Raw genomic sequence first — 26,664 nt, forward strand, 5'->3', positions numbered from 1 at the left:
ATTGTCCTGAAAAAAGGGAGGGTTACAGGTCATCAAATAAGGTATCAATATTATTCTCGTCCCGTTAACATGAACATACATCCCTAAGTTTTAAGGATAATTAAGCTACAAAAAATTTAGATATAGTATTTGTTGGTTACATTTTTATAGAAAGTGTTACAAAGCGTTGAATTATAGATTGCCTTTGAGGATCAGTAATTAAGTTTTTAAAGTTGAAAACAAATAGCTTTAAATCATTACTGTTTTTATGGGTAGTTGGGCAGATAAAATACTCCAACATATTCAGTACTGGTTTCCACTAAAAAACTATAAAAAAACAACGGCCTTGTTCTTATCCATGTACGTATCAGTATAGAAAAGCAAGGGTTTAACCAGAGTACTTACAACAAGGTCTTAGTGGATAATAGGTGGTATTCTACAAGTAAGTTACACTAATGCAATCCAGCTATTTTTTGAGCAGAAAAGTTGAAGTATCAAAATTAATTATTATGTTCGTACATAATAACGAAAAATATCCTCCATATTTATTTAGATGAAATAATTGCTGATCATTCAACAAGCGGGTGTTTCATCTCTTTTTAACCAATGCCATGAAAATTAAACAACCTATACTGTTTCTATGTATATCCGTGATATTAAGTTCGTGTAAAACGGATAAGACCAAGTCAGATGGTGAACCTGCAGATCTTGATAAAACACCTTACGAATATGTTAATACATTTATAGGAACAGCTCCTCTGTTGGATGAGGAAATTATAGGATATACTCCTCCAAAGGATTGGAGGGTTTGGGCAGGTTTGACTTACCCAGGGTCATCATTGCCAAACGCTATGGTACAGCTAAGTCCAATCACGGAATATGGTACAGGAGCAGGTTACGAGTATGAGGATACTGAAATTTTGGGATTTGCCCATACCAACAAGGGACACTGGAATTTATGCAATCTACCAGTTCTGCCTATTTCTTCCCGGGCAAAAGCACCCTACAAAGGGACTTTTTCACATGATAATGAATCGGCTTCCCCCGATTTCTATCAGGTTCATTTACAGAATTATGATATCAATGTAAGATTGACTTCAACACTTAGGGCCGCCATACATGAATATCAATATGGGAAGGCCGATGGAAAAAGAATATTGTTTGATTTGGGAACTGCCAACAACCATGTTTCCGATTGGGAGATTTCCAAAGTATCATCCAACGAAATCAGTGGTTTTCAGAAGGTGGGAAGAGATAAAATTCATTTTTTTGCCCGAATCGATGGTGCTATTGATAGCATTGCATCGACCAACCTTGGAAAACCCAAAGGATATGCGATTGTACATTTAAAGGACAATAGTAAAGAAAAAGTTACCATGAAGATGGGATTGTCCTATGTGAACGTTGATAATGCAAAGCTGAATTTGGATAAAGAGGTTGGGTCTAAATCTTTTGATGAAGTGTTTGGTGAGGGGAAAAAAATATGGTCGGATTTCCTAAATCAAATTGAGGTTACCGGCGGATCCGAAAAGGAAAAGGAAATCTTCTACACCTCCCTTTATAAATCTTTTTTATGGCCAGCATTAAGAAGTGACAGCAATGGAGACTTTGTGGATGCTTCGGGTAATATTCAGAATAAGGATTTTCAGTATTACACCATACCTTCATTATGGGATACTTATAGAAATAAAGTAGTGTTGATGGAGATTTTAAGGCCAGAAGTAACATCAGATGTTATCGAATCCCTTATCGACAGGGGTAAGGTTACCGGATTTATCCCTACATTTTTCCACGGAGATCATGCAGCATCTTTTATAACAGGGTCTTATTTGCGTGGCATAAAAGATTTTGATGTGGAAAAAGCATATGAGCTTCTACTTAACAATGCTTATAAAGAAGGAGGAACTCGTCCGTATATAAAAGAGTATATGGAACTCGGGTATATTTCAGACCCCAAAATAGAGGAGCCCAACACCGAATCCAAAGGAAAGGCTGGGGTGTCCAAAACCTTGGAATTTGCCTATGATGATTATTCCCTTTCGTTATTGGCAAAGGAAATGGGTGATTCGGAACACCAAAATGATTTATTTGAAAGATCTAACAACTATAAGAACGTATTCGACCAGAAAACCAATTTTATGCGCGGTAGATTGGCAAATGGTGATTGGATCACTCCCTTCAATCCAGAATACCCTTATTACGAGTATATGTACAGAGAGGCAAATGCCTGGCAGGTTTCTTTTTTTGTACCCCACGATATGCATGGCCTTATCGACCAATATGGAAGCAGTGAAAAGTTTGAGGAAAAACTGGACTCGCTTTTTTCCTATAAATGGAACCCCAACCATATTGCACGAAATGTTTCTGGGTTTATGGGGCAATATAGCCAAGGAAACCAACCAGGGCACGAAGCTCCGTTCTCCTATTATTTTATTGATAAGCCAGAGAAATCACAAGCATTCATCGATAAGTTATTGTCCGATTATTATGGAATTGGTAAAGAAGGACTGGCACTTTCCGGTATGGATGATGCGGGGGAAATGTCTTCCTGGTACGTATTCAATGCATTGGGTCTATATCCGTTTTCCCCTACGGACCCTGAATACTTGGTTACTGTTCCCATTTTTGACACGGTAACCTGGCACTTGAAGGATGATAAGACTTTGAAGCTCATTAGGGAAGGGGACACGAGAGAAATCAAAGGCATACATGTCGATGGAACAAAAATAGATGCCTACTTTATTGATCACTCCATATTTGAAAGGGGAGGAGAGGTTTTAATTCGAACAAAGAATTAATAGCAATGCTCATTGTCATAAAACAAATACCTTAGATAGAACAACCGAAACTCATTTAATAGATTATGAAATCATACCTTTTACAAACAGGACTGTTATTCCTTCTTTTGTTGACTAGCTGTAAAATGGAGGAAAAAAAAGATGGGTCGAACATGGGTTCCGAAGCCATTTTAAAAACCAGATGGACCGATCAGGTAGACCCAAACCATGTTTTGCCCGAGTATCCCCGACCTATTCAACAACGTAAGGAATGGATGAATCTAAACGGGTATTGGCAAGTTGATACTTCTCCAAAGCAAGATATTTCTTTTGGCACTGTTCTTTCAGATACTATTTTAGTGCCATTCGCGGTGGAATCCTATCTCTCCGCAGTCCAAGAAAAAACGGATGACCTTCTCTATCGCAAAACATTTACGGTACCGGAGGATTGGGATGATCAAGTCATATTGAATTTTGAGGGCGTCGATTATGACGCAACCATTTATGTCAACACACAAAAAGTGGGAGAGCATAAGGGCGCCTTCGATCACTTTTCATTTAACATTACCAAGTATCTAACTAAAGGTGAGCAGGAATTGATGGTCAGAGTTCATGATGCTTCCAATGATGGTTTACAGCCCGTGGGAAAACAGGTCAAAAAACCTGAAGGAATTTTTTATACTTCCACGACCGGTATTTGGCAAACGGTATGGGTCGAACCAGTTTCAACCAACCACATCCAGTCCTTCAAAGTGGAATCGGATATCGATAAAGGTCAAATTGATTTTTTTGCTGAAGCCACAGAAGGAAATGGAACCATCAAGTTGGTCCTAAAAGATGGAGATCATTTGGTTGCCGAAACAGAAGGCTCCCCAGGAGATCATATTATACTCGAAGTTCCAGAGCCAAAATTATGGAGCCCAGAGCAGCCTTTTCTGTATGATTTGGAAGTACAATTGGTCAATAATGGTTCCATAACCGATGAGTTTTCCAGTTACGTGGCCATGCGTAAAATCAGTTTGGGAAAAGATAAAAACAATGATACCAAGATACTATTGAACAACGAACCTTATTTTCAGGTCGGTGTTCTGGATCAAGGGTACTGGCCGGATGGTTTGATGACCCCCCTACAGAAGAAGCTTATATATGGGATATTGAAACCTTTAAAAAGATGGGCTTTAACTTGTTGCGCAAACATGCAAAAACCGAAAGCCAACGTTGGTATTACCTATGCGATAAATTGGGAATGCTGGTTTGGCAAGATATGCCGCAAGTTTACCCACACGAAGATTTTGAAGAAAGGCTCACCCCGAAAGACAAACAGCAGTTTGAAAGTGAACTCAAAGCCATGGTGGATGACCTTTATAACTACCCGAGTATCGTCATGTGGGTCATTTTTAATGAAGGGTGGGGACAATACGACACAGAAAGGCTTACCCATTGGGTAGAAGATATGGATGAAACAAGATTGGTGAGCAATGCCAGCGGTTGGACAGATTATAACGTTGGGGATATTATAGACATGCACAGCTATCCCGGCCCCGATATTTATCCGGTGGAAGAAAAGCGGGCGACCGTATTGGGGGAATTTGGAGGCCTTGGATTGGCGGTTCCAGAACATCTATGGCAGGAGAACAATTGGGGTTACCGTGAAATGACGGATACCTTGGAATTTAAAAACTCTTACGCAGAGCTGTGGGACAATGTATGGCAAATGAAACAGGGCAATGCGGCAAGCGCAGTGGTGTACACGCAGCTATCCGATGTGGAAGGGGAAGTAAATGGTCTGGTAACCTATGATCGCGAAATCATAAAATTGCCTGTGGAATTCCTTTATAATGTTCATAACGATAATATGGTTTCCCCGGTAGTCATTTCTTCCGATCACTCTATGTTTTTGGAGAATGAGAAAGTCGCATTGGCAAATCGAAAAGGAGAGACCATATACTACACGCTAGACGGTTCAGATCCAACAGAGAGTTCAAATAAATATACCAAACCCATATGGGTCAAAGCAACATCATTGCTGAAGGCAAGGTCTATAGATGGTGATGAAAAGAGTAAAGTAACGCAGAAGCAGTTTGAAAAAGTAGACTCCTTGAATCCCCCACAGTTTCAATTGGGTGAAGATTTTCAGAACGGTTTGAAATATTCCTATTACCAAGGGCAATGGGATTATCTACCAGATTTTAGTCAACTCGAATCATTGAAGTCGGGTATTGCAGACGGCATTGATTTGGACAAAGCAACTAGGGAGAGCGATTTTGGCTTGACTTTCGATGGGTACGTTCGCCTTATGGAGGATGGTATTTATACCTTTCATTTGACATCGGACGATGGTTCCATGCTATGGATCAATGATAAGAAGGTCATTGAACATGATGGGCACCACGCCATGGATACCAAAACGATAGATCTACCGCTTCAAAAAGGATATCATAAACTTTCGCTCCATTATTTCCAAGCTAAGGGTGGATTGGGATTAGATGTAAAAATCATAGGACCGGATGGCAGGAATTTGTCAAAGGACAACTATGTACATAACTAATAGAGTATTCCCAGGTTTCTTTTAAATGTTGATGCATATAAATGAAAAACGCTGATATAGTGTTATTTTTGATTGTATGTGCAAACATTAAAAAGCAGTATTATAATTTAGACGCCAAATGAAATTTGAAATAGACCACAAAAGTCCAGTTCCTTTGCACGCCCAAGTTGAGCAATTGCTCCGTGAATTAATAGCACAGGAGGAGTACCAAAAAGGAAAGACACTTCCCAGCGAAGTTGAATTGAGCAAACGACTGGCAATCTCCAGATCTACCGTGAGGCAAGCAGTCAAAAAGCTTGTATTTGAGGGGCTGTTGGTAAGGAAGAAAAAGGCAGGTACTCGAGTTGCACCGCAACCTGTAAGTTCGCGTTCCAATAATTGGTTGAGCTTTTCGCAGGAAATGAAAGTAAGGGGGATTCCGATAAGGAATTTTGAACTGCATTTAAGTTGGGTAAAACCCCCCTCCAATGTTGTTGACTTTTTTAATATTCCTGAAGATAAAAAAGTTCTTAAGATGGAACGGGTAAGAGGAAAGCCAGACGAGCCTTTTGTTTATTTTGTATCCTACTTTCATCCCCGAATTGGGCTAACAGGCGAAGAAGATTTTAAAATGCCCCTGTATGAAATGCTTGAACAAGAGCATTCAACAATAGCGTCACTATCCAAAGAAGAAATCAGTGCAACAGCATCCAATGAGTTGGTGTCCCAAAAACTTGAGATTGAAATAGGAACTCCTGTGTTGTTCAGAAAACGATTTGTTTTTGATCAAGGGGAACGACCCATTGAGTTCAATTTTGGCTATTATAAATCCGATAGTTTTATTTATTCGGTTGAAAGTAGTCGATAGGGAATTGTTAAATTCCTAATATTATCCTCGATAACCAAGCACTTTCCAAATTATAAAAGCAACTTTTTATTAAAATAGCATGATTTAAATAAAATAAATTATTATGTTTGTACATAAGTACATTATAATTTATTTATTGATTTAATGATTCAGAACGAAGAAAAAAGCAAAAGCACATTGGGAATAAAGCGTAAGACCGACCAATATATATTACCCCCTACTCAAGTTTCAAGCCTGCATCAAGATGGCCAATATGATATTTATCCACGACATCATATGGAAAGCGGAAAAATCTTCGAAGGTTATGAAGGGCTTGCAGATTTTATCATCAAACACAAAACAGTTTGCTTTGATGGATTTTCAGGGGTGGCATGGGAGATTGTGGCCCATAAAATATGTGATGCCGTCAAGAGCAAGGGTTTTACAGTCAATGCCATCGCAATTGAGGAATGTTTAAAGGATGAAAATGAAATTGCATCCATGGTCGCTCCCTTTTTAGGGGAAGAGGAATCGGTATGGGGGAGAAAATGTGATTTTTCCCTTTTGGATTATTTTGATAAGGAAAAGCTCAAGACTGTCAAGCCCAATGATCAAAGTGTAATCAATATAGTTTACGGGAGCGGTGCCAGTTTAGTGGATTGGGATTGCCCGTTGGTTTATTTTGATTTGCCAAAAAATGAATTGCAGTACCGAATGAGGGCTGGTTCAGTAACCAATTTGGGTATATCCACTTCCAATGTGGATTTTAAAATGTACAAACATTACTACTTTATTGACTGGGTGGTTTTGAACCAAGAGAAAGAGAGATTGGCCTCCAAAATAGATGTCATTGTAGATGCGCAGTTCAGCGGTACGATTACATGGTCACACATGAACGATATCAAGGAAGCTCTTAAAGTGCTGGCCACTTCTGTATTCAGGGTAAGGCCTTGGTTTGAGCCAGGAGCATGGGGAGGTGAATGGATGAAGGAGCACATATCTGGTTTGAACAAAGATGTCGTCAATTATGCTTGGGCATTTTCTTTGATCGTTCCCGAAAATGGACTGCTTTTTGAAAGTGATGGTAACCTTCTCGAGATTTCTTTTGATTTTCTGATGGACCAAGAATCCAAAAATGTGTTGGGCAAGCATGAACCAACCTTTGGAACCGAGTTTCCCATTCGCTTCAATTTTTTGGATACCTATGAAGGAGGGAATCTATCCATTCAATGTCACCCCAGCCTTACGTATATTCAAGAAGAATTTGGGGAGAACATAACACAGGATGAATGCTATTATATTTTGGACTGTAAGGAAGATGCCAGTGTTTATCTGGGATTTCAAAACGACATAGATCCAGAAGCATTTAAGGCAGACCTTATACGTAGTCAGGATGAGAATGTTGAATTGGACATTGTCGACTATGTGCAAAAGCACCCTTCCAAAAAGCATGAGCTTTACCTTATTCCCAATGGAACCGTACACAGTGCAGGTTCTGGTAATATGGTGCTGGAAATCAGTGCCACCCCATATATTTTCACCTTCAAAATGTACGATTGGTTGCGATTGGACCTCAATGGAAAGCCACGTCCTATCAATATTGAGCATGCCTTTAAGAACCTGAATTTTGATAGAAAAGGAGAAAATGTACCCAAGGAGCTTTTCTCTAAAACTTATGTGGCCGAAGAGACCTCGGATCATTCCATTACCAATTACCCAACCCATCCCGATCATTTCTATGACGTCAGAAGACTTGAATTCGATGCAATTATTGAAAGAAGCACCGAAAACTCATGTCAGGTAATGATGTTGGTCGAAGGGGACCGGATTCAATTGGAAACTGAAAACGGTCATGTGGAAACACTTGCTTATGCCGAAACTTTTGTTGTTCCAGCTGCTGCTAAAAGCTTCAAGTTGAAAAATTTGGGTCAAGGTAGGGCCAAAGTCATAAACGCATTTCTAAAATAAATACCATGAAAAACAAACGAAAACGCACTGAGTAGTACAACTAAACGCACACAAAAAACTAAAAATTAGCTTAAAACAAACGTATGAAATCAATAACTAACTTTTTAAGGAATGGATGCCATTTTTGGAGATTCTTTTCGGGGATTCCTTCAAATGAGCTGACAGTTGCTCCAGCAATGGTGGACTGCAAGAGGGGCTTTGTTATAAAAAGGTCTTATGCTACCGTGATTTTGCTGGCACTTTTCACATATTGTGGATTCGCACAGGAAATTAACGTTACCGGTAAGGTGACCGATGAACTGGGGCCCATATTTGGGGCCAATGTCCTTGTCAAGGGAACCACTAACGGAACCAGTACGGGTATGGAAGGCCAGTTTTCCCTTACCGCAAATGAAGGCGATGTACTTCTTGTATCTTATATTGGATATAAACCGCAAGAAATCATTGTTGAAGGCAATGCGCCATTAACCATAACACTTGAATCGGATACCTCCAATTTGGACGAGGTTGTCGTAGTAGGGTATGGTACGGAAAAACGGGCAGATCTTACCGGGGCCATCAGTACCATCGATGAGACTGCCATTCAGGGAAAGCCTGTGAGCAATTCCTATCAGGCGTTACAAGGGGAGTCGCCAGGATTGATTATTCAAAATACAACATCTAGACCGGGCTCTGTGCCGCAGATAAACATTAGGGGTGTAAGTACCATTAATGGAAACACTCCCTTGATTGTGGTTGATGGTGTAATCGGTTCCCTGAATAATGTGAATCCCAACAATATTGAGAGCATAAGTGTTCTTAAAGACGCTGCCTCATCCGCCATTTATGGTTCCCGTGCGGCCAACGGTGTGATATTGGTGACCACTAAAAAAGGGAAGTCGGGAAAGCCTGTATTTCAATACCAAGGATCTTATGGGGTGCAAACACCTACCAATTTTCCTGAATTTGCCTCTTCCTGGGAATACGCCACATTACGTAACGAAGCTTTGGTAAACTCTGGTTTTCAACCTGCGTTTACACCGGAACAAATCTTGGATTACAAAGAAAATGGTCCCAATGTATACTGGAACCGTGAGATTTACAAGGATATGGCACTGCAAAGTAGCCACAATCTGTCCATGAGTGGTGCAGAAAATGGTCTTAACTATTTGGTATCGCTCGGCTATGTGGACCAAGAAAGCATGTTCAAAGGTCCTGATTATGGCTACCAACGATATAACGCCAGAATAAATTTGGAAAAGCAGGTCAATGATAAATTGAAGCTGGGCGGTCGTATGTCATTTGCCCGAAATGATATCAAGGACAATGCATATTTTGAACAGTGGATCATTGAGCCCACCATGCGTATACCTCCCATTTATGACATTGTGGACGAAAATGGTGATTACACGCTTGTAAGTGGAAGTAATAGCAACCCTTTGGCCCAACTTGAGGTAGGGGGGACCACCAAATATCAGAATGATGAGTTTCTGGGCAATTTCAGTATAGAATATGAACCGGTCGAAAACTTAATATTAAAAGGTGTTTTGGGCGGTAACTTGACCAGCAATAAAACGCATCAATTTAGAAAAGCAATAGACTTTGCATACCCGGGTGGGGGAAACAATGAAAATTCAGTAACCGATAATTATAATAGGTCCCTGTATTTAAATCCTTTCTTGACGGCTAGTTACAGCAAGGATTTTAATGAAAAGCATAGCTTCAACATGATGCTGGGAGCTTCGTCCGAAAGTTTCAAAAGTGAGTTTTTTGATGTTACGGGAATCGATATTCCTGGAAATGAGTTTGGGGTAATCAGCAATGCCAGTGATATCCAAAGTGCCAATGGTTCTGGAAATGAATGGTCTATCCAATCCTTCTTTGGTAAAATTGGATATTCCTATGATAGTCGTTACCAAATCAATGGTAATATTAGATACGATGGGTCGTCCAGATTTTCATCAAAGAATCGTTGGGGTGTCTTCCCCTCGATTTCCGCCGGATGGACCATAAGCAATGAGGCTTTTATGGAATCCGTTGATTTTATCTCTTTTGCAAAAGTTAGAGCTTCTTGGGGGCAGCTGGGTAATCAGGATATCAATGACCTTTATGGCTATCAAAGTTTGGTTAACATCAATAGTAATGTGTACAGTTTTGGTGGCGTGCCTGTTTCCGGATCTTATTACTCCGTAAGCAACAGTAATAGGACATGGGAGACATCAACCATGAAAAACTTGGGTATAGACCTATCCTTGTTCAATAGAAGCTTTGACGTGACCGTTGAATTATTTGATAATCTCACAGAGGATATATTGCTCCAATTGCCAGTTCCAGGGACTTATGGTCTAGGACAGCCTTTCCAAAATGCCGGATCGGTACGAAATAGAGGTTGGGAGTTGAGTTTGGGTTATAGGTTCCAAACAGGGGAAGTTGACCATTCATTAAATATTAATGTTGCTGATAACAAGAATGAGGTCGAAGATCTCCGAGGTCGCGAGTTTATAAATGGTTTTGATGTCAATACCATTTTACGGGAAGGATATTCCATCAATTCCTACTACGCGTTGAAGAGCGATGGTTTTTTTAACACAGATGAAGAAATCGCCAATAGCGCTACTCCGATTTTTGTAAATGATGTAGATCCCGGGGATATTAAATATGTTGACCGCAATGGAGATGGACAAATCGATTATGACAACGACCGTTTTATCCTTGGCAACGAATTTCCTCGATATACCTACGGTGCAACTTATGCCGCGAATTGGAACGGGTTTGACTTTTCAATCTTCGTTCAAGGTGTGGGACAGCGAAAACAATGGTTGCGGGGAGAGGTAATCGAGGCGTTCCATAACAGTAACGAAGGACCTGTGTTCAATCGCCATCTTGATCGTTGGACCCCACAAAACATGGATGCTTCATATCCAAGGCTTACAGTCGGTGCAGAATCGGTTAACAATGCAGCAAAATCTGATTTCTACATTTTTGATGCCCACTATCTTCGAATCAAGAACATTCAATTGGGGTATACCATACCTGATCTAGCGGTTGAGAAAATGGGACTGAGCAAAATCAGATTGTATCTCACCGGCTTGAACATAGCCACATTCAGTCCGTTGAACGCTATTGGCGTAGACCCAGAGAATACAGGGGCAAGTGGAAGGGTATACCCAGTGTCCAGAATCTTCTCTTTGGGACTTGACATTAATTTCTAAAAAAAACATCATGAAAAAAATATTTTTATTTCTAAGTGTCATATGGATATTTTCCGCATGTTCTTCAGATTTGGATCTATCCCCAATGGATTCGCAGAGCGAATTGAATTATTGGGATACCGAGGAGGATGCGCAAATATTCCTGAACTCGATTTATGCTGATTTGATGTCAGCACAAGACTACCTATACTTCAACGCTCTTTCGGACGACGCCTATACCAAGGCCATGGAAGAGTATCGTAATATTGCCAGCGGAAGTTACGGCACCGCAAATGGCGTAGTGGCAGGTGTGTGGTCCGGGAGATATGAAGCCATACGTAGAACCAATATATTTCTCAACAACATTAATGAGGTTGAGGAAATTACCGAAGACCAACGAACAGCTCTTACCGCTCAAGCGAGATTTATTAGAGCTTGGCACTACTTCAACCTAATAGAGCTGTATGGCGATGTCCCTCTTATTACGGATGAAATTAGTATAGAAGAGTCGCTTACCCTTGAACGGGACGATAGCGGAACCATTTTGACTTTCATTTATGATGAACTTACTACTGCCATTAACGGTCTTCCAAGCAACTATCCTGCCGATCAAAGTGGTAGAATAACCAAAGATGCGGCAATAGCATTCAAATCCAGGGTTCACCTGTACAATGGAGAGTATGAAATGGCGGCAACATTGGCCGAAGGGCTGTTGGGTGATTATTCGTTATTTCCCAGCTATGCTGACCTTTTTAAAACGGAAAATGAATCAGCCAACGAAATTTTATTTAGCCTTCAGTACATCCCTACATTTAGGGAACACAACAATCAATATTCATTGATACCGCCGAGTTTGGGCGGTTATGCCAATTTTTCTCCTTTGCAAGAACTGGTGGATGCTTATCCAACCATCAATGGATACGGTATTGATGAGCCAGAAGCAAATTATGATGAGAACAATCCATATCAAAATCGTGATCCAAGATTGTCCGCGACAATTATCCATGATGAATACACTATGAAAGATTTTGAAGGCAATGATATAGTAATAGGAACTTCCCCGGGTGATGAACCAGATGGACTGAACTATTCATCTAATAGTACGCCCACCGGATATTATGTGCACAAGTTCTACGACCCAATGGCCCGGAACCAAGTAAATTCAGGTCTTAACCTAATTTTGATTCGGTATGCCGAAGTACTATTGAATTTAGCTGAAGCAAAAATAGAGTTGGGAACATTCAGTCAGGCCGATTGGGATGCTACCATTGGGGCCATAAGAGCGAGGGCCGGACTTCAAGGGGATGCACTTGTGTTTCCAGGGAGTGACCAAAACCTGTTAAGGGAAATCGTAAGGAACGAAAGAAGAATAGAACTGGCATTTGAAGCCGGACATCGATTTTTTGATATCAGAAGATGGGAAATTGCCGAAGAGGTGCTCAACGGTTGGGCCCAAGGTATTAAAACGGACGACAGCATTGTGGACGATGGATACATTAGAGTGGATGAGAGAAGCTTTGATCCCGCAAAACATTATTTATGGCCCATTCCTCTTAGTGAGAGAGATATAAATGACAATCTAACCCAAAACCCTAATTGGTAATGAAAACAATACTAAAGTCACTTTTGACATTGATGGTTTTATCCATGACATTGATTTCATGTGATAATGACGATTACACTTTAGACCCTGAAATTGCACTAACGGGTTCCTTGGAAAGCCCAAGCAATAGCGAGACTATTGAGATAGACCTTGAGAATGGTGAAAATATCATTTTTTCTTGGACACCGGCACAGGCCAATGATGGTGGTACCATATTATACACCATAAAGTTCGATAGACCTGGTGAGGATTTTAGCGACCCATTATATACATCGCCATCCGATAATGGTGGTGGCGCCACTACCTTTACCATGAGTAACTCGCGGTTGAACATCATTGCGGCCGAAGCAGGTATCCAACAATTGGAAACAGGTGATGTGGCATGGACGGTCGAAGCTTCGAGCAGCTATTTCAGGGAAAATTTCGCGGAGCCTGCTACGTTAAGTTTGATGAGACCTGAAGGACTGGCGATATTTCCGGAATATATGTACGTATACGGTTCTGCTACCGAAGCATCCGATATTCCCAATGCAGTGGCCTTCAAGCAGATTTCCAATCAATTGCCCAATGATAATTTTCAACCTGGCGTTTTTGAATCGGTAACCCGACTTTCTCCAGGCGAATTTTATATCGTCAATGGAAACAATGCTTCTGCTGAAGACCTGACCCATTATTATATCAATTCGGAAGGAAAGATAAGATCAGGGGATGATCCTACTACTTTTGATATGGAAGAGGGTGTGTACAGGGTACGCATGGATTTGGCCAAAGCCACTATTTCCTTTGTCGAAATTTCTAACATTCAATTATATATTTTGGCCAATCAAGCGGTTAAGGCAGACCTTCAATACATAGGAAATCATACTTTTGAAGCTACCAATGCCTATTTTGAATTCTTGACGCCTGAATCCCCCGATGCACCGGATTGGTTAGGTTGGGAGGAAGAACGATACAGATATCAATTTCAACTGGGAGATGGACAGGTTTCCTATCTGGGAAGTATGCACAACGAAGCAATGAACGGCTCTTTGGTTCCTGGGCTTGAAGGATACAATGGACGACCCAACGGAGGCGAACCGGAATATTACAATAATGTGTATTTCTTGGGACCAGAGGCAGCCTATTGGCAAGGAGCCTGGAAATTTCCAGATGCCTTGAACGGTGCAAACTTTACCGTCAGGGTAGTGTTTGATCCCAAGGCTGAAAATTATTACCAAGAATTAATACAAGAATAATTACAGAATATGATAAGTTCAAAAATCACATTTTTTTGTTCCCTGTTGTTTTTATGGGGGGTCAGTTGTAGCAGCGACCCCTCCATCGAGGATCAGTTGGAAGAAGGAAACGAAGAAACTGAAAACCCGGTTCCTGAAGAAGAGGAATCCTTGAGCCATAAAGAAAAGGCCAAGGCCGTTTATGATATGATCCAATCGCTTTATAAGAAAGAAAATCTATATAAAGAAAATTTCCCGTCACAATCAGGAGATCCTTCTTATAGCTACTTATGGCCCTATGTGGGAATGCTCACGGCAGGCAATGTGCTTTATGAGCTTGGGTACGACAGGTCTATTTTGGACAAGGAGTTTTCCGGCCTAGAGGCCTATTATGATGACAGAAGTGTTCTACCCACTTACCAAGCAGCTCCAGTGACCGAGGGGCAGACCGATCATTATTATGATGATAGTGCCATTGTGGCCATGGAACTCATCAAAGCTTACGAGCTTACGGGGGATGCCTTTTATTTGAACAGGGCCAAGACCGTTACAGAATTTATCATGTCCGGTGAAGATTCCCGAATGGGAGGAGGATTGTACTGGTTTGAGGGGGAATCCACCAATTGTACAGATGGCCCCAATTGTATGAAAGCGGCCAATACAAGTGCATATGCGGCCTATGTAACCAGCAAAATGTACCAGTTGACCAATGAGTCACAGTACAGAACTTTTGCAGAACGGGTGTACGAGTGGAACTATAACACCTTAAGGGATCCCAGCGATAATCTATATTGGAACGATATCAATATAGGAACAGAGCAAATAAATACTACAAAGTGGACTTACAATGCAGCCTTGATGATCATGGCAGGGGTAAACCTCTATGAAATATCCGATGATCAGGAATACTTGATCGAAGCCATTTCCACGGCACGGTCTGCCTATTCCAAGTTTACAAGCGTCATCAATGGGCAAATATTTTATCAAACCCACGATTCTTGGTTCAATGTAGAGCTATTGTCCGCTTTTGTACAATTATCCGCATACGATTCCAAGACGGATGAATACATAGACGTTTTCATTAAAAACATGGATTATGCTTGGGATAATGCAAGAAATGCCGAAGAACAGTTTTTTGAAGACTGGTCAGGTAATAGCGAAGGCCGTTACTATTGGCTACTTCATCAAGCAGCTTTGATAGAAGCTTACGGCGTGGTGGCCTTATATGAAAATGAATCATAAATGGATGTTGATCGGAAAAACTGTTTTTCCAATAATTGAATAAAGGAATAGATGTTCAGTATAGGAGTTGATATAGGAGGAAGTCATATTTCATCTTGTGCGTATAGCCATGAGAACAAAACCCTATGTAGGGAAACGTTTTCTTATAAGAAGATAAACTCCCAAGGCACAAAAGAAGAAATATTGACCGGATGGGTAGATGCATTGGAGACCACCATTCAAGGTCTGGGCAAACCAATAAGTGGCATAGGAGTGGCCATGCCCGGTCCGTTTGATTATTATAATGGAATTAGCAAAATCACCGATGTTGAAAAACTTCAATCCTTGTACGATGTCAATCTCCGTTTGGAATTGGCCGATAGGCTTAAGGTACTGCCCTCCCAGATACGATTTATAAACGATGCGACCGCATTCTCCGTTGCCGAGGCATTGATAGGTAAAGCATCAAAATATAAAAAAGCAATTGCGATAACATTGGGCACGGGGTTGGGATCTAGTTTTTTGTTGAACGGCAAGCCCATCATAAAGGATAAACAAGTTCCCGAAGGAGGTTTTCTTTACAATCAATATTATCAAAACGTGTTCGCAGACGATCTTTTCTCCACAAGGGGAATTATCAATGCTTTTGAAGAAGAAACGGGTAGGAGACTAAAAAATGTAAAGGAACTTTGCGAATTGGTTGATGTAGACCCCAATGCCCGTAAAGTATTTAACGATTTTGGAATCCGACTGGCCGATTTTATCAACCCTTATATTGAGGAATTTGAAGCCGATGTTTTGGTCTTTGGAGGTAACATTTCCAAAGCCTTTGAATTCTTTGGCCCTGCATTAAAAGATGCATTGAAAGGGGTTGATGAGATTTATGTGTCAGAATTTGGAGAGGAAGCAGCGATTATGGGAAGTGCCCTTTTGTTGGATGAACATTATTATGCTGGGATATCCGAAACCTTAAAATTGATGTAATGGATACAAAAAAGATGAATTTTAAGGTAGTGTTTCCTGTACTCTTGTGCTACATCGTTATGGGGTTTGTGGACATTGTTGGGGTGTCCACTGGTTTTGCACGACGTGATTTTAATCTTTCACCGGAAATGGCACAGTTGATTCCCTCTATGGTATTCGTATGGTTTTTTTTCCTATCCATACCTGTAGGTGTGTTACAACATAATTTAGGCAAGCGCAAAGTATTGCTCTTTGGTATACTTTTTACCACAGTGGGCATGTTTTTGCCATTTGTATATTATTCATATGCAATACTATTGGTCTGCTTTGTATTACTGGGAATAGGAAACACCATTATTCAAGTTTCTTCAAACCCATTGCTGCAGGATGTAGTGGCCAAGGACCGTTTTTCCAGCTTCATGAGCCTGTCCCAATTCATAAAGGCCATTAGTTCACTTGTTGGCCCTTTGATAGTGACCTTTGCCGTATCTCAGTATGGCGATTGGAAACTTGTGTTTTTAGTATACGGCATTGCTTCTTCAATTGCAGGGCTTTGGTTGATGCTGACCCCTGTTGAAGAATCATTTTCCGATGAAAGGGCCACCTTTGGTTCGGCACTCAAATTATTGAAGAATCCATTTATTGCCGCCATGGTACTCGCTATTTTCTTGATTGTAGGGCTTGATGTAGGCATGAACACCAACATTCAAAATCTTCTTACGTCCCAGTTTGGGATAAGCTTGGAACAGGCATCCATAGGGATAAGCATCTATTTTACGGCATTGATGATAACCCGGTTTTTAGGCGCACTCCTATTGTCTAAAATTGATAATCTTAAGTTTTTGTACTGGTCGTCCTTACTGACCATTCTGCTACTTGTAGTCCTAGTCTTTTCAACATCAAGCCTGATGGCTCAAGTAGTTATTTTTCTGATTGGTCTGACCTCAGGGAACCTTTTTCCATTGATTTTTTCACTTACGGTAAACAGGTTTCCCGAACGTGCCAACGAAATCTCCGGATTGATGATCATGGCAGTTGTGGGAGGAGCGGTTATACCACCGATCATGGGATTGATCAATAAATCCTTTGGTGTTCAATTGAGTTTTGTAGTGCTCGTATTGTCTGCACTATATGTTTTTGTTACATATTATATTATTAAAAAAAGAGGTTAAATGATTTATAGATTTTTGATTGCCTGTACCGTTTTGTTCGTGTCTTGCGAAACTTCAAAAAAAGCAGATGAAGTAAAGAAAGATACTGCGGAGAATTCACTTCTTGGTTATGTGGACCCTAATATAGGTACCGCCCATAGTCGATGGTTTTTCTATACACCTGCTTCCATGCCCTTTGGTATGGCGAAACTGGGACCTTCAACTAATGGAAGCTTGGGAAATGAGCAGGGTTGGGAAGCTACTGGCTATGATTCAAGGGATAATACCATCGAGGGATTTGCCAACCTGCATGAATTTCAAATTGGTGGTTTTTTGTTCACCGCCATGACAGGAGATCTAAAAACAACTCCGGGGGATATGGAAAACCCCGAAACAGGCTATCGTTCCAGTTTTGATAGAAAAGATGAAATTGCCCGCCCCGGTTATTATAAGGTAAAACTTAAAGATTACGATGTAACGGCCGAACTTACGGCTACAAAACGCGTGGGGTTCCATAAATACACGTTCCCAAAATCTGACAGTGCCTATGTTATTTTGGACATAGGTAACGAGTTAGGGGAAAGTGGCGATGTAAAAGATGCCGAAGTTACGTATAATCCCGAAGACCGTACATTCACGGGATGGGTAATTACATACCCCAAATATGTTCAAAAATATCAGCAAGGTGCTGAGGTAAAGATGTTTGTGGCAGGCGAGATAAACAAAAAAGCAGAAGAGGCAGGAACATTCATTAACGATAAACAATTCAAGGATGTGCTTCATCAAAAAGGAGAAGGTGCTGGAATCTATCTTCGATTTAAAACGGAAGAGAATGAAGCTATTGAAATCAAAGCAGGGTTTTCCTATACTTCAGCAGAGAATGCATTGGCAAACCTCAATGCAGAAGCAGAGAATTTGACATTTGATGAAGCTCTTTCAACTGCAACAAAAACTTGGGAGGACGAACTCTCAAAAATTATGGTCACCGATACTTCGACGGTAAACAAGACCAAATTTTACACTGGTTTGTTCCATGCCTTATTAGGTAGGGGATTGGCAAACGATGTAAACGGACAGTTTCCAGAAAATGATGGAAGTATAGGTCAGATTCCATTGGATGCAAACGGAAATCCGGAATTCAATTTTTACAATACCGACGCTATATGGGGAGCCTTTTGGAACCTAACCCAATTATGGACACTTGCATGGCCTGGATACTATAACGATTTGGTACAGACACATCTTGCTGTGTATAAAAACTCCGGTTGGATGGGAGATGGACTAGCAAATTCCCGTTTTGTATCCGGTGTTGGTACCAACTTTGTGAGTTTGATGATAGCATCCGCTTATCAGGCAGGTATTCGGGATTACGATGTGGAACTGGCGTTTAAGGCCGCCTATGAAAACGAGGTCCGTTATAAAAATAGGATAGAAGGAGCCGGTAAAACCGATTTAAAAGGTTTTGTGGAAAATGGGTATATCAATTATATCCCGGGAATGGAAACCACACCCGAAGGTTCTGGCTTTTCTGTATCACATACCCTCGAATATTGTTTCAGTTCCTATGCCGTGGCCCAGTTTGCCAAAGCCTTGGGGAAACAAAAGGAGTATGAGGAATTGATGGAACTTTCCGAGAATTGGAAAAATCTTTACGATGAACGAACCGATTTTATAAGACCAAAGGATAGCTCAGGTAATTTTCTAGATGACTTTGATCCCTTTGCCCCTTGGATTGGTTACCAAGAAGGCAATGCTTGGCAATACACCTTTTATGTGCCACATCAACCCAAGGAACTTGTGGAGAAGATGGGAGAGGAAAAGTTTGTAAAACGATTGGATTCCATTTTTACGGTATCTGAAAAAACGAAGTTTGGAGGTGAACAAATCGATGCTTTTGCTGGATTGAACTATTTGTACAACCAAGGGAACCAGCCCAATCTTCATATTGCTTACCTCTTCAATTTTACGGACAAACCATGGCTTACCCAAAAATGGGTACGTGAGATTTGCGATGGCTTTTATGGCACCGAACCTATTCATGGTTATGGTTACGGTCAGGACGAGGACCAGGGACAGTTGGGAGCCTGGTATAATATGGCTGCCATTGGCCTGTTTGATGTAAAAGGATTGGTGGATATAGACCCAGTCTTTCAATTGACAAGCCCAATCTTTGATAAAATAGAAATCAAATCAGGTTGGGGAAGTACCATAATAATTGAATCGAAGGACAACCTTCCTGAAAATCAATACATACAATCCCTTAAAGTGAATGGTGCGGAGAGCCGTACCAATCAGATACCGCTCGATGTGTTAAAAAACGGGGCGAAATTGGAGTATCAATTAGGACCTGAGCCCAATAAGGAATGGTTCAATTAAAATTTAGTTCAATTAATTTGATTTAGTAGTTTAGTTAATAAGACACGGACATTAATGTCCGTGTTTTTGTTTGTAGAATGTGCATAAAGGGTTCTCTCTAATTGAGCGATTGTTTGCACTGTTATACAAATTGCTGCTTTTGAGCGCCCCGATTCCCTATGGCTATATACTGGGTAGGATGTTGTTGATCATTACCTTCATATAGATTAGATTTTGGTCATTTCCTTCCTTTTTTTGGTTACCACGACCGCTGATTGACCAGCTAATTTTGTCACGTAATACTGATGGAATCAAATCTAGAAGCCATGAAAACAATCAATTTTATAAACAAAGTGATGCTATCCTTTGTTATGATAGGGATAAGCGCCCAAGCACAAACAACCGACACAGGTGTTGAAACCAATCAAATGGTGGAAAATTCCTTGCAACTCTTCAAGCAACTATCAAACGATATTGCACTTGATGAGGAATTTAACTACCGAAAGGAACTTAAGGACTCCAGATCTGATAGTTCCGTATTTTACTTCAGGGACACAACCCTGAGCAAGATTAAGTTGTTAAGGCACTTTAAACGTGCAGCAAGAAACTCGGACAACAGCATACAGTTCAAGACCTATTTTTTGGAAAAGCAACTGTACTTTATCAATAATCTGGACAGAAAAACCCTTTCCGGAATGTATGATGCCATGCGTTCAAAGACCCTGAACGGGTACTTGGATATATTGGCGGTATTCGCAGCTACAGACCAAATAATACCAACCATGGTCCGTAGTTAAGATTTTGGTCATTTTTGAAAATAATATGGTTATCAAGAATGGCAACCCCTCCTATAATTTTGTTCACCTAATCTAAAATCAAAGTAGAAATCATGATACGACTAAATTTAAACACAAAAAAAAACCTGACCATAGGTGTTATGGTTTTGGCGATATCAGTATTCATTTATGCTTTCACAAGTGCTGAAAATGAAACTGAAAAACAAGAATCGGGGATGGCGGCACTTCCAGTAGAAGTAGCTAAGCCCATATTTGAGAACATTACAGAATGGGACGAATACACCGGTAGGTTTGAAGCCAGTAGCAAGGTAGAGGTACGTGCCCGTGTGAGCGGCTTTTTGGAAAAAGTCAACTTCCAGGACGGTGAACTTGTTAAAAAAGGACAGACACTTTTTGTCATCGACCAACGACCTTACAGAATTGCTTTGGATGAGGCCAAGGCCAATTATGCCCAAGCTTTGGCTTCCCTGAAAACCGCACAGGACAATTTCGATAGAGTGGAATCTTTAAGGGAAACGGGAGCGTTGTCCATTGAAGAATACGATAGAAGAAAACAGGCCCTTGTACATGCAGAGGCCAGTATCCAATTGGCACAGGCAAAGGTCGACAATGCCAAACTCAATTTGGAATTCACGGAAGTAAAGGCACCTATTTCTGGACTGGTCAGCCGGGACAGGGTCAATGAGGGCAATATCATTGATGGAGGCAGTGCTAATTCCACAGTGTTGACCACTATCGTTGCAACTAGCCCCATACATTTCTATTTTACCGGAAGTGAATCGGATTACCTAAAATATGTACGATTGGCAAGAAATGGGGAACGTGGCGAGGCACGGTCCGAAGCATTGCCCGTTTTTATCAAACTTCTGGATGAAGATCAATTTGTACACGAGGCCGTAATGGACTTTGTTGACAATGAAATAGATAATAATTCAGGAACTATTGAAAGCAGGGCGGTTCTTGAGAACAAAGACCACTTACTTGAACCTGGAATGTACGGTAAGGCCCGGTTATTGGGAAGTGCGGAACACAAAGCAATGATGGTCCCCGATGAGATTATAGGCACCAATCAATCCATTCGGTATATCTACACCCTGTCAGATGACAACCAAGTAGTCAGCAAGGCAGTAACATTGGGCCCTTTGCATTCCAATGGACTTAGAATTGTAAGGGGTGGCATATCACCGGACGACAAGGTCATTGTCAATAATCTACAAAAGATAAGGCCGGGCATGGTGGTAAGTCCGTCTCAAGTGGCCATTCAAGGAGAGGTCAACAACCTTACAGCTGTGGCCCAAGCAGATTGATATTGGAAGAGCTGCCAACCGCAAAATAAAAACCAATAAAAAAGCATACTTCTTTTGCCCTCCAAACCCTATTTGAAAAAGGTGTTTGGAAGGGTGCAGGGAGAACTATCATCAAAAAGTAAAAACAATGAAATTCAGTCATATATTTATTAAAAGGCCCATATTCGCCGCAGTACTCAGCGTACTGATCCTGATTGTGGGAGGGCTTGCCTACGTCTCTTTGCCCATTTCACAATTCCCGGATGTGGCGCCCCCAACCATTGAGGTCGTGGCAATTTATCCCGGCGCAAACGCACAGACCCTTTCCGAGAGCGTAGCCGCACCTTTGGAGAAAGAGATCAATGGAGTTGAGGATATGATCTACATGACCTCACAATCATCAGCTGATGGTCGTGTGGTACTACAGGTAGCCTTTGAATTGGGGACAGACCTCGACAAGGCGCAGGTACAGGTGCAAAACCGGGTGGCCATAGCGGAACCACGACTGCCCGAATCGGTAAAAAGGTTGGGAATCACCACCAAAAAGATATCACCGGATATGCTTCTTGTAGTGAACATGTATTCTCCGAAAAAGACCTACGATCAGACCTATATGGGGAACTATGCCGTGCTCCAACTCAAAGATGAACTAGCCCGTATCAAAGGGGTTGGGGATATACAGATTTTTGGAGCGGCCGAATATGCCATGCGCATTTGGCTCAATCCCGATAAAATAGCAACATTGGACATTACTGCTGGAGAAGTGGTCGCAGCCCTAAGGGCTCAGAACGTACAGATTGCCAGTGGTACGTTGAACGCCCTCCCTTCCGGAAGTCAATCGGCCTTTGAGGTGAATATACAGACCCAAGGAAAACTGGTGACCACGGAACAGTTTGAAAATGTGATTATCAAATCAAGTGGGGATGGGAGAATTGTTCGCCTTAAAGATGTTGGCCGTGTAGAACTTGGTGCGCAAAACTACGCCACAAAGGGGTATTTAGGTAAGGACCCAGCCATAGCCATGCCTATTTTTCAACAACCGGGCGGGAATGCCTTGGAAACTGCTTCTCAGATTCAGGACAAAATGGAGGAACTGTCCAAAAGTTTCCCGAACGATCTTGAATATAAAATAGCGTACAATCCCACAGAATTTATCCAAAAGTCGGTCGATGAGGTGTACCGTACCATTTTTGAAGCAGTAATTCTAGTGGTCTTGGTAATTCTCTTGTTCCTCCAATCCTGGAGGGCAGCCATCATTCCGATTCTTGCCATACCCGTTTCGCTCATCGGTACCTTTGCCGTTATGCAGGCGATTGGGTTCTCGCTGAACAACCTTACCTTGTTTGGATTGGTTCTTGCCATCGGAATTGTGGTGGACGATGCCATTGTAGTGGTCGAAAATATGGAACGCTATTTGGCAAAGGGGCTTTCTCCAAAAGAGGCGGCTTTTAAGACGATGGATGAGGTTGGCGGAGCCTTGGTCGCCATTGGGTTGGTTTTGATAGCCGTGTTCATTCCAACTGCATTTTTAGAAGGTATTTCCGGACAATTTTATAAGCAGTTCGGGATGACGATTGCCGTGGCCACTGCCATATCAGTTTTTGTATCCCTTACTTTGAGCCCGGCCATGGCCGCATTGCTCATGAAGCACGAGGATAGATCTTCAACAAAGAAGACGGCGATATGGCTGAGACCATTGGCCTTTATCGGAAACCGTTTCAACGGTTTTATGGATTGGGTTTCCGAACGCTATGGTAAGGCGGTGCAAAAATTGGTACGTACCGCCACCATGGTCATGGCAGTCTATTTTGGACTGATTGCCATTACAGGATTTGAGTTCAATAGGGTGCCCCAAGGATTTATCCCGGCCATGGACCAGCAGTATTTCATTACCATTGTCCAACTTCCCCCGGGTTCCTCGCTGACCAGAACCGATAAGGTTGTACGTGAGGTACTTGACTTGGGCTTGGATATTGATGGTGTGGAAAATGCCGTTTCTTTCACAGGATTTGATGCAGCATCGTTTACCAATGCATCCAATGCAGCAGCCGTGTTCTTGACCTTGGAGGATTTTGACATTAGAAATGAAAAAGGCCTGGCATATGAAGATTTGTTGGGAACTGTAAGAGCAAAGTTTAGCCAAATTGATGATGCCATTGTATTGGTTATCCCGCCACCATCGGTAAGGGGTATCGGTAATGCAGGTGGGTTCAGGATGATGGTCCAGGATAGAGGGAACCTGGGAACGGAAGAACTCCTCAAGGCTACCAATGAGCTGGCCATGGCGGCCAATCAGGACCCTATATTGAACAACGTGTTCAGCTTTTTCAACAACCAGACCCCGCAATTATTCTTGGATATCGACCGCGTAAAGGCCGAAAAATTGGGAATCGATGTGGGGGATATCTTCCAATCCTTGGAGATTTACATGGGTTCCGCCTTTGTAAATGAGTTCAATTACTTGGGAAGGACTTTTCAGGTGACCGCCCAGGCCGATGCTCCAAACCGATTGACGCCCGATGATATTTCAAGGATCAAGGTGCGCAATGATAAAGGAGAGATGGTACCGTTGGGTACGGTCTCACAGCAAGAGGATATTTCCGGGCCTTCACGAATCCCTAGGTTCAACCTATATCCATCCGCTTCGCTCAACGGGGATTTTACGCCGGGATATAGTTCAGGTGAAGGGTTGGACCGGATGGAAGAATTGGCTGCGGAAATACTGCCACAAGGCTTATCCTATCAATGGACGGAAATTGCCTATCAAGAAAGAAAAGCGGGCAATACCGCAGGTATAGCATTTTTATTAGCGGTCGTGTTTGTATTCCTTTTGTTGGCCGCTCAGTTCGAGAGCTTGGTATTGCCATTGGCAGTAATCTTTATTGTGCCTATGGTATTGTTATCCGCAATGATCGGGGTCGATTTGGCCGGATTGGACAATAACATCATGGTACAGATTGGACTGGTAGTGCTTGTGGGACTGGCGAGTAAGAACGCCATTTTGATCGTGGAGTTCGCCAAACAATTGGAGGACCAAGGGGAAGAACTGAAAACCGCGGTAATTGAAGCATCAAAACTGCGATTGAGACCTATACTAATGACGGCGATGGCCTTCATCCTGGGTGTTGTTCCATTGGCCATTGCTACAGGAGCAGGTTCGGAATTACGCGTGTCCTTGGGTATCGCCGTATTCAGTGGAATGCTCGGCGTGACCGTTTTCGGAATTTTCTTGACCCCTGTATTCTATTATTTGGGCAGAAAATGGTCATTAAAAAGGGCTGTAAGGGAAAATAAGGAGCTGGTTCATCAATTAAATTAAAATCAAGCAACAATGAAAAATTCAATAATAGTAACCATAATAGCATTCCTGTTGGCTTCTTGTGGAATCACAAAAAGAGATTACAATGTTCAAAATGATGCTGGTGTGAAGCAGGATTTTCTAGCAAAGGAAATTAGTGAGAAAGCGTATACCGAAGCAGCGATAACAAAAGAATGGTGGTCAGAATTTAATGATCCCATTCTTGATACGCTCATTGAAAAGGCCAGAAGACACAATTTGGATATTAATTCGGCAGTGGCCAATTACAAGGCATCACGGGCTTTTCTCAAAGAAAATAAATGGGACCGATTGCCAACGGTGACCGCCAATGGCAATTATACCCGTACCCGTTTGGGAGAGAATGTATTTGTTCAGGGCAGCAACCCTACCTTTAATACGTATAATGCAAGTTTTGACGCTTTTTGGGAAGCTGACCTTTTCGGTAGGGTAACCAATAGAATCAAAGGGGCGTATGCCAATAGTAATCTTGCCTTGGCTGATATGCACGGAATGTACGTAAGCATATTTGCCGAAGTGGCCAATAATTACATGGAGCTTCGCGGTACACAATATTTGCTCGATATCGCCCAACGTAACTTACAGGGGCAACAGGAAACTTATGAGCTCACGGTCAAATTAACGGAAGCGGGTACCAGTAACAGCCTTGATGTATCCCGGGCATTGGCCCAATTGGAAAGTACCCGTGCCAGTATTCCACCTTTGGAGGCCAGGATAGAGGCATTGAAGAACAGTTTGAGCGTACTTATTGGAGAGGTTCCCGGAAATTTGGGAAATGAAGTGGTTGACAAAAAGCCATTGCCAAGCCTACCTCCAACAGTAGCTCTGGGCGATGTCAGGGAAATGCTCAGAAGAAGGCCCGATGTCCGTAGGGCGGAGGCTACACTTCAGGCGCGCATTGCTGCCTATAATATCTCTGTGGCCGACCTCTATCCAAAGATCGAGTTTGGAGGATCCGTTGGATTCTCGGCAGTCGATTTTGCGAATTTCGGTGAAAAACCATCTTTTACTTGGACCTTGATGCCCAGTATCAGTTGGGCCGCTTTTAATCTGGGTCGTGTAAAACAACAGATCAAGCGAAACGATGCACAGGCCATTGCCGCCCTCAATCAATATGAAAAAGCGGTACTGCAGGGACTGGAAGATATCAAGACCTCCTTGGCAAACTATACCAAAGAGCTGGAACGAAGGGAGATCCTGCGTATTTCATCCGAGGCAAGTGCTCAGGCAGCAACCTTTGCCAGGCAGCGCTTTAACTCTGGATTGGACAGTTTTATTGATTACCTAAATGCTGACAACGCTTTGTTGCAGGCCGAGAATGCGTTAGCTTTAAGCGAGATTTCGTCGGCAACCTCCCTAATAGCCATTTACAAGGCCTTGGGCGGCGGTTGGGAAATCATTTCAGAAGAAGAATTGGATACTAAATATGAAAACCTGCATCTGGCCAGTGCCGATGCCAATTAAAACTT

General features: G+C 41.9%; 15 protein-coding genes and 1 pseudogene. All 16 read left to right on the top strand.

The genetic code is table 11. The annotated features are described in order from the left end of the window. The first annotated feature begins 590 nt into the window (after positions 1-590). Positions 591-2,777: a GH92 family glycosyl hydrolase gene (locus tag K1F36_RS17795; protein WP_220114983.1), complete on the top strand. Its 2,187-nt coding sequence runs from the start codon at positions 591-593 to the stop codon at positions 2,775-2,777. A gap of 254 nt (positions 2,778-3,031) precedes the next feature. Then, a pseudogene (locus K1F36_RS20255) lies at positions 3,032-3,754 on the top strand (glycosyl hydrolase 2 galactose-binding domain-containing protein); the annotation flags it as partial. Positions 3,755-3,927: 173 nt separating this feature from the next. Continuing rightward, positions 3,928-5,304: a PA14 domain-containing protein gene (locus tag K1F36_RS20260; RefSeq protein WP_258539135.1), complete on the top strand. Its 1,377-nt coding sequence runs from the start codon at positions 3,928-3,930 to the stop codon at positions 5,302-5,304. A gap of 118 nt (positions 5,305-5,422) precedes the next feature. Continuing rightward, positions 5,423-6,151, top strand: coding sequence for a GntR family transcriptional regulator (locus K1F36_RS17810; protein ID WP_207032202.1), 729 nt, complete (start codon positions 5,423-5,425; stop codon positions 6,149-6,151). Positions 6,152-6,295: 144 nt separating this feature from the next. Then, positions 6,296-8,098: a class I mannose-6-phosphate isomerase gene (locus K1F36_RS17815; protein WP_258539136.1), complete on the top strand. Its 1,803-nt coding sequence runs from the start codon at positions 6,296-6,298 to the stop codon at positions 8,096-8,098. Positions 8,099-8,181: 83 nt separating this feature from the next. After that, a complete protein-coding gene (locus K1F36_RS17820) occupies positions 8,182-11,289 on the top strand; it encodes a SusC/RagA family TonB-linked outer membrane protein (protein WP_220114985.1) in 3,108 nt (1,035 codons plus the stop codon). A gap of 10 nt (positions 11,290-11,299) precedes the next feature. Then, positions 11,300-12,871 carry a RagB/SusD family nutrient uptake outer membrane protein gene (locus tag K1F36_RS17825; RefSeq protein WP_220114986.1) on the top strand — a complete coding sequence of 524 codons (1,572 nt, stop codon included), beginning with the start codon at positions 11,300-11,302 and terminating at the stop codon, positions 12,869-12,871. Further along, positions 12,871-14,106 carry a SusE domain-containing protein gene (locus K1F36_RS17830; RefSeq protein ID WP_220114987.1) on the top strand — a complete coding sequence of 412 codons (1,236 nt, stop codon included), beginning with the start codon at positions 12,871-12,873 and terminating at the stop codon, positions 14,104-14,106. The genes K1F36_RS17825 and K1F36_RS17830 overlap by 1 nt, the downstream gene beginning before the upstream one ends. A 9-nt stretch (positions 14,107-14,115) precedes the next feature. Continuing rightward, on the top strand, positions 14,116-15,327 hold the full coding sequence (locus tag K1F36_RS17835; RefSeq protein WP_220114988.1) for a glycoside hydrolase family 76 protein: 1,212 nt from the start codon (positions 14,116-14,118) through the stop codon (positions 15,325-15,327). Between the two features lie 51 nt (positions 15,328-15,378). Next, a complete protein-coding gene (locus K1F36_RS17840) occupies positions 15,379-16,290 on the top strand; it encodes an ROK family protein (protein ID WP_220114989.1) in 912 nt (303 codons plus the stop codon). Further along, positions 16,290-17,441, top strand: a complete 1,152-nt coding sequence (locus K1F36_RS17845) for an MFS transporter (protein ID WP_220114990.1) — start codon at positions 16,290-16,292, stop codon at positions 17,439-17,441. The genes K1F36_RS17840 and K1F36_RS17845 overlap by 1 nt, the downstream gene beginning before the upstream one ends. Continuing rightward, a complete protein-coding gene (locus K1F36_RS17850; RefSeq protein WP_220114991.1) occupies positions 17,442-19,796 on the top strand; it encodes a GH92 family glycosyl hydrolase in 2,355 nt (784 codons plus the stop codon). A gap of 305 nt (positions 19,797-20,101) precedes the next feature. Further along, positions 20,102-20,572, top strand: coding sequence for a hypothetical protein (locus K1F36_RS17855; RefSeq protein ID WP_220114992.1), 471 nt, complete (start codon positions 20,102-20,104; stop codon positions 20,570-20,572). A 92-nt stretch (positions 20,573-20,664) separates the two neighbouring features. Next, positions 20,665-21,879, top strand: a complete 1,215-nt coding sequence (locus K1F36_RS17860; protein WP_220114993.1) for an efflux RND transporter periplasmic adaptor subunit — start codon at positions 20,665-20,667, stop codon at positions 21,877-21,879. Between the two features lie 127 nt (positions 21,880-22,006). Beyond that, complete coding sequence (locus K1F36_RS17865; RefSeq protein WP_220114994.1) at positions 22,007-25,177, top strand: efflux RND transporter permease subunit; 3,171 nt, start codon at positions 22,007-22,009, stop codon at positions 25,175-25,177. Positions 25,178-25,189: 12 nt separating this feature from the next. Further along, a complete protein-coding gene (locus tag K1F36_RS17870) occupies positions 25,190-26,659 on the top strand; it encodes an efflux transporter outer membrane subunit (RefSeq protein WP_220114995.1) in 1,470 nt (489 codons plus the stop codon). Positions 26,660-26,664: the final 5 nt, after the last annotated feature.

It is taken from the genome of Flagellimonas abyssi, assembly GCF_019457905.1.
Taxonomy (GTDB): Bacteria; Bacteroidota; Bacteroidia; order Flavobacteriales; family Flavobacteriaceae; genus Flagellimonas; species Flagellimonas abyssi.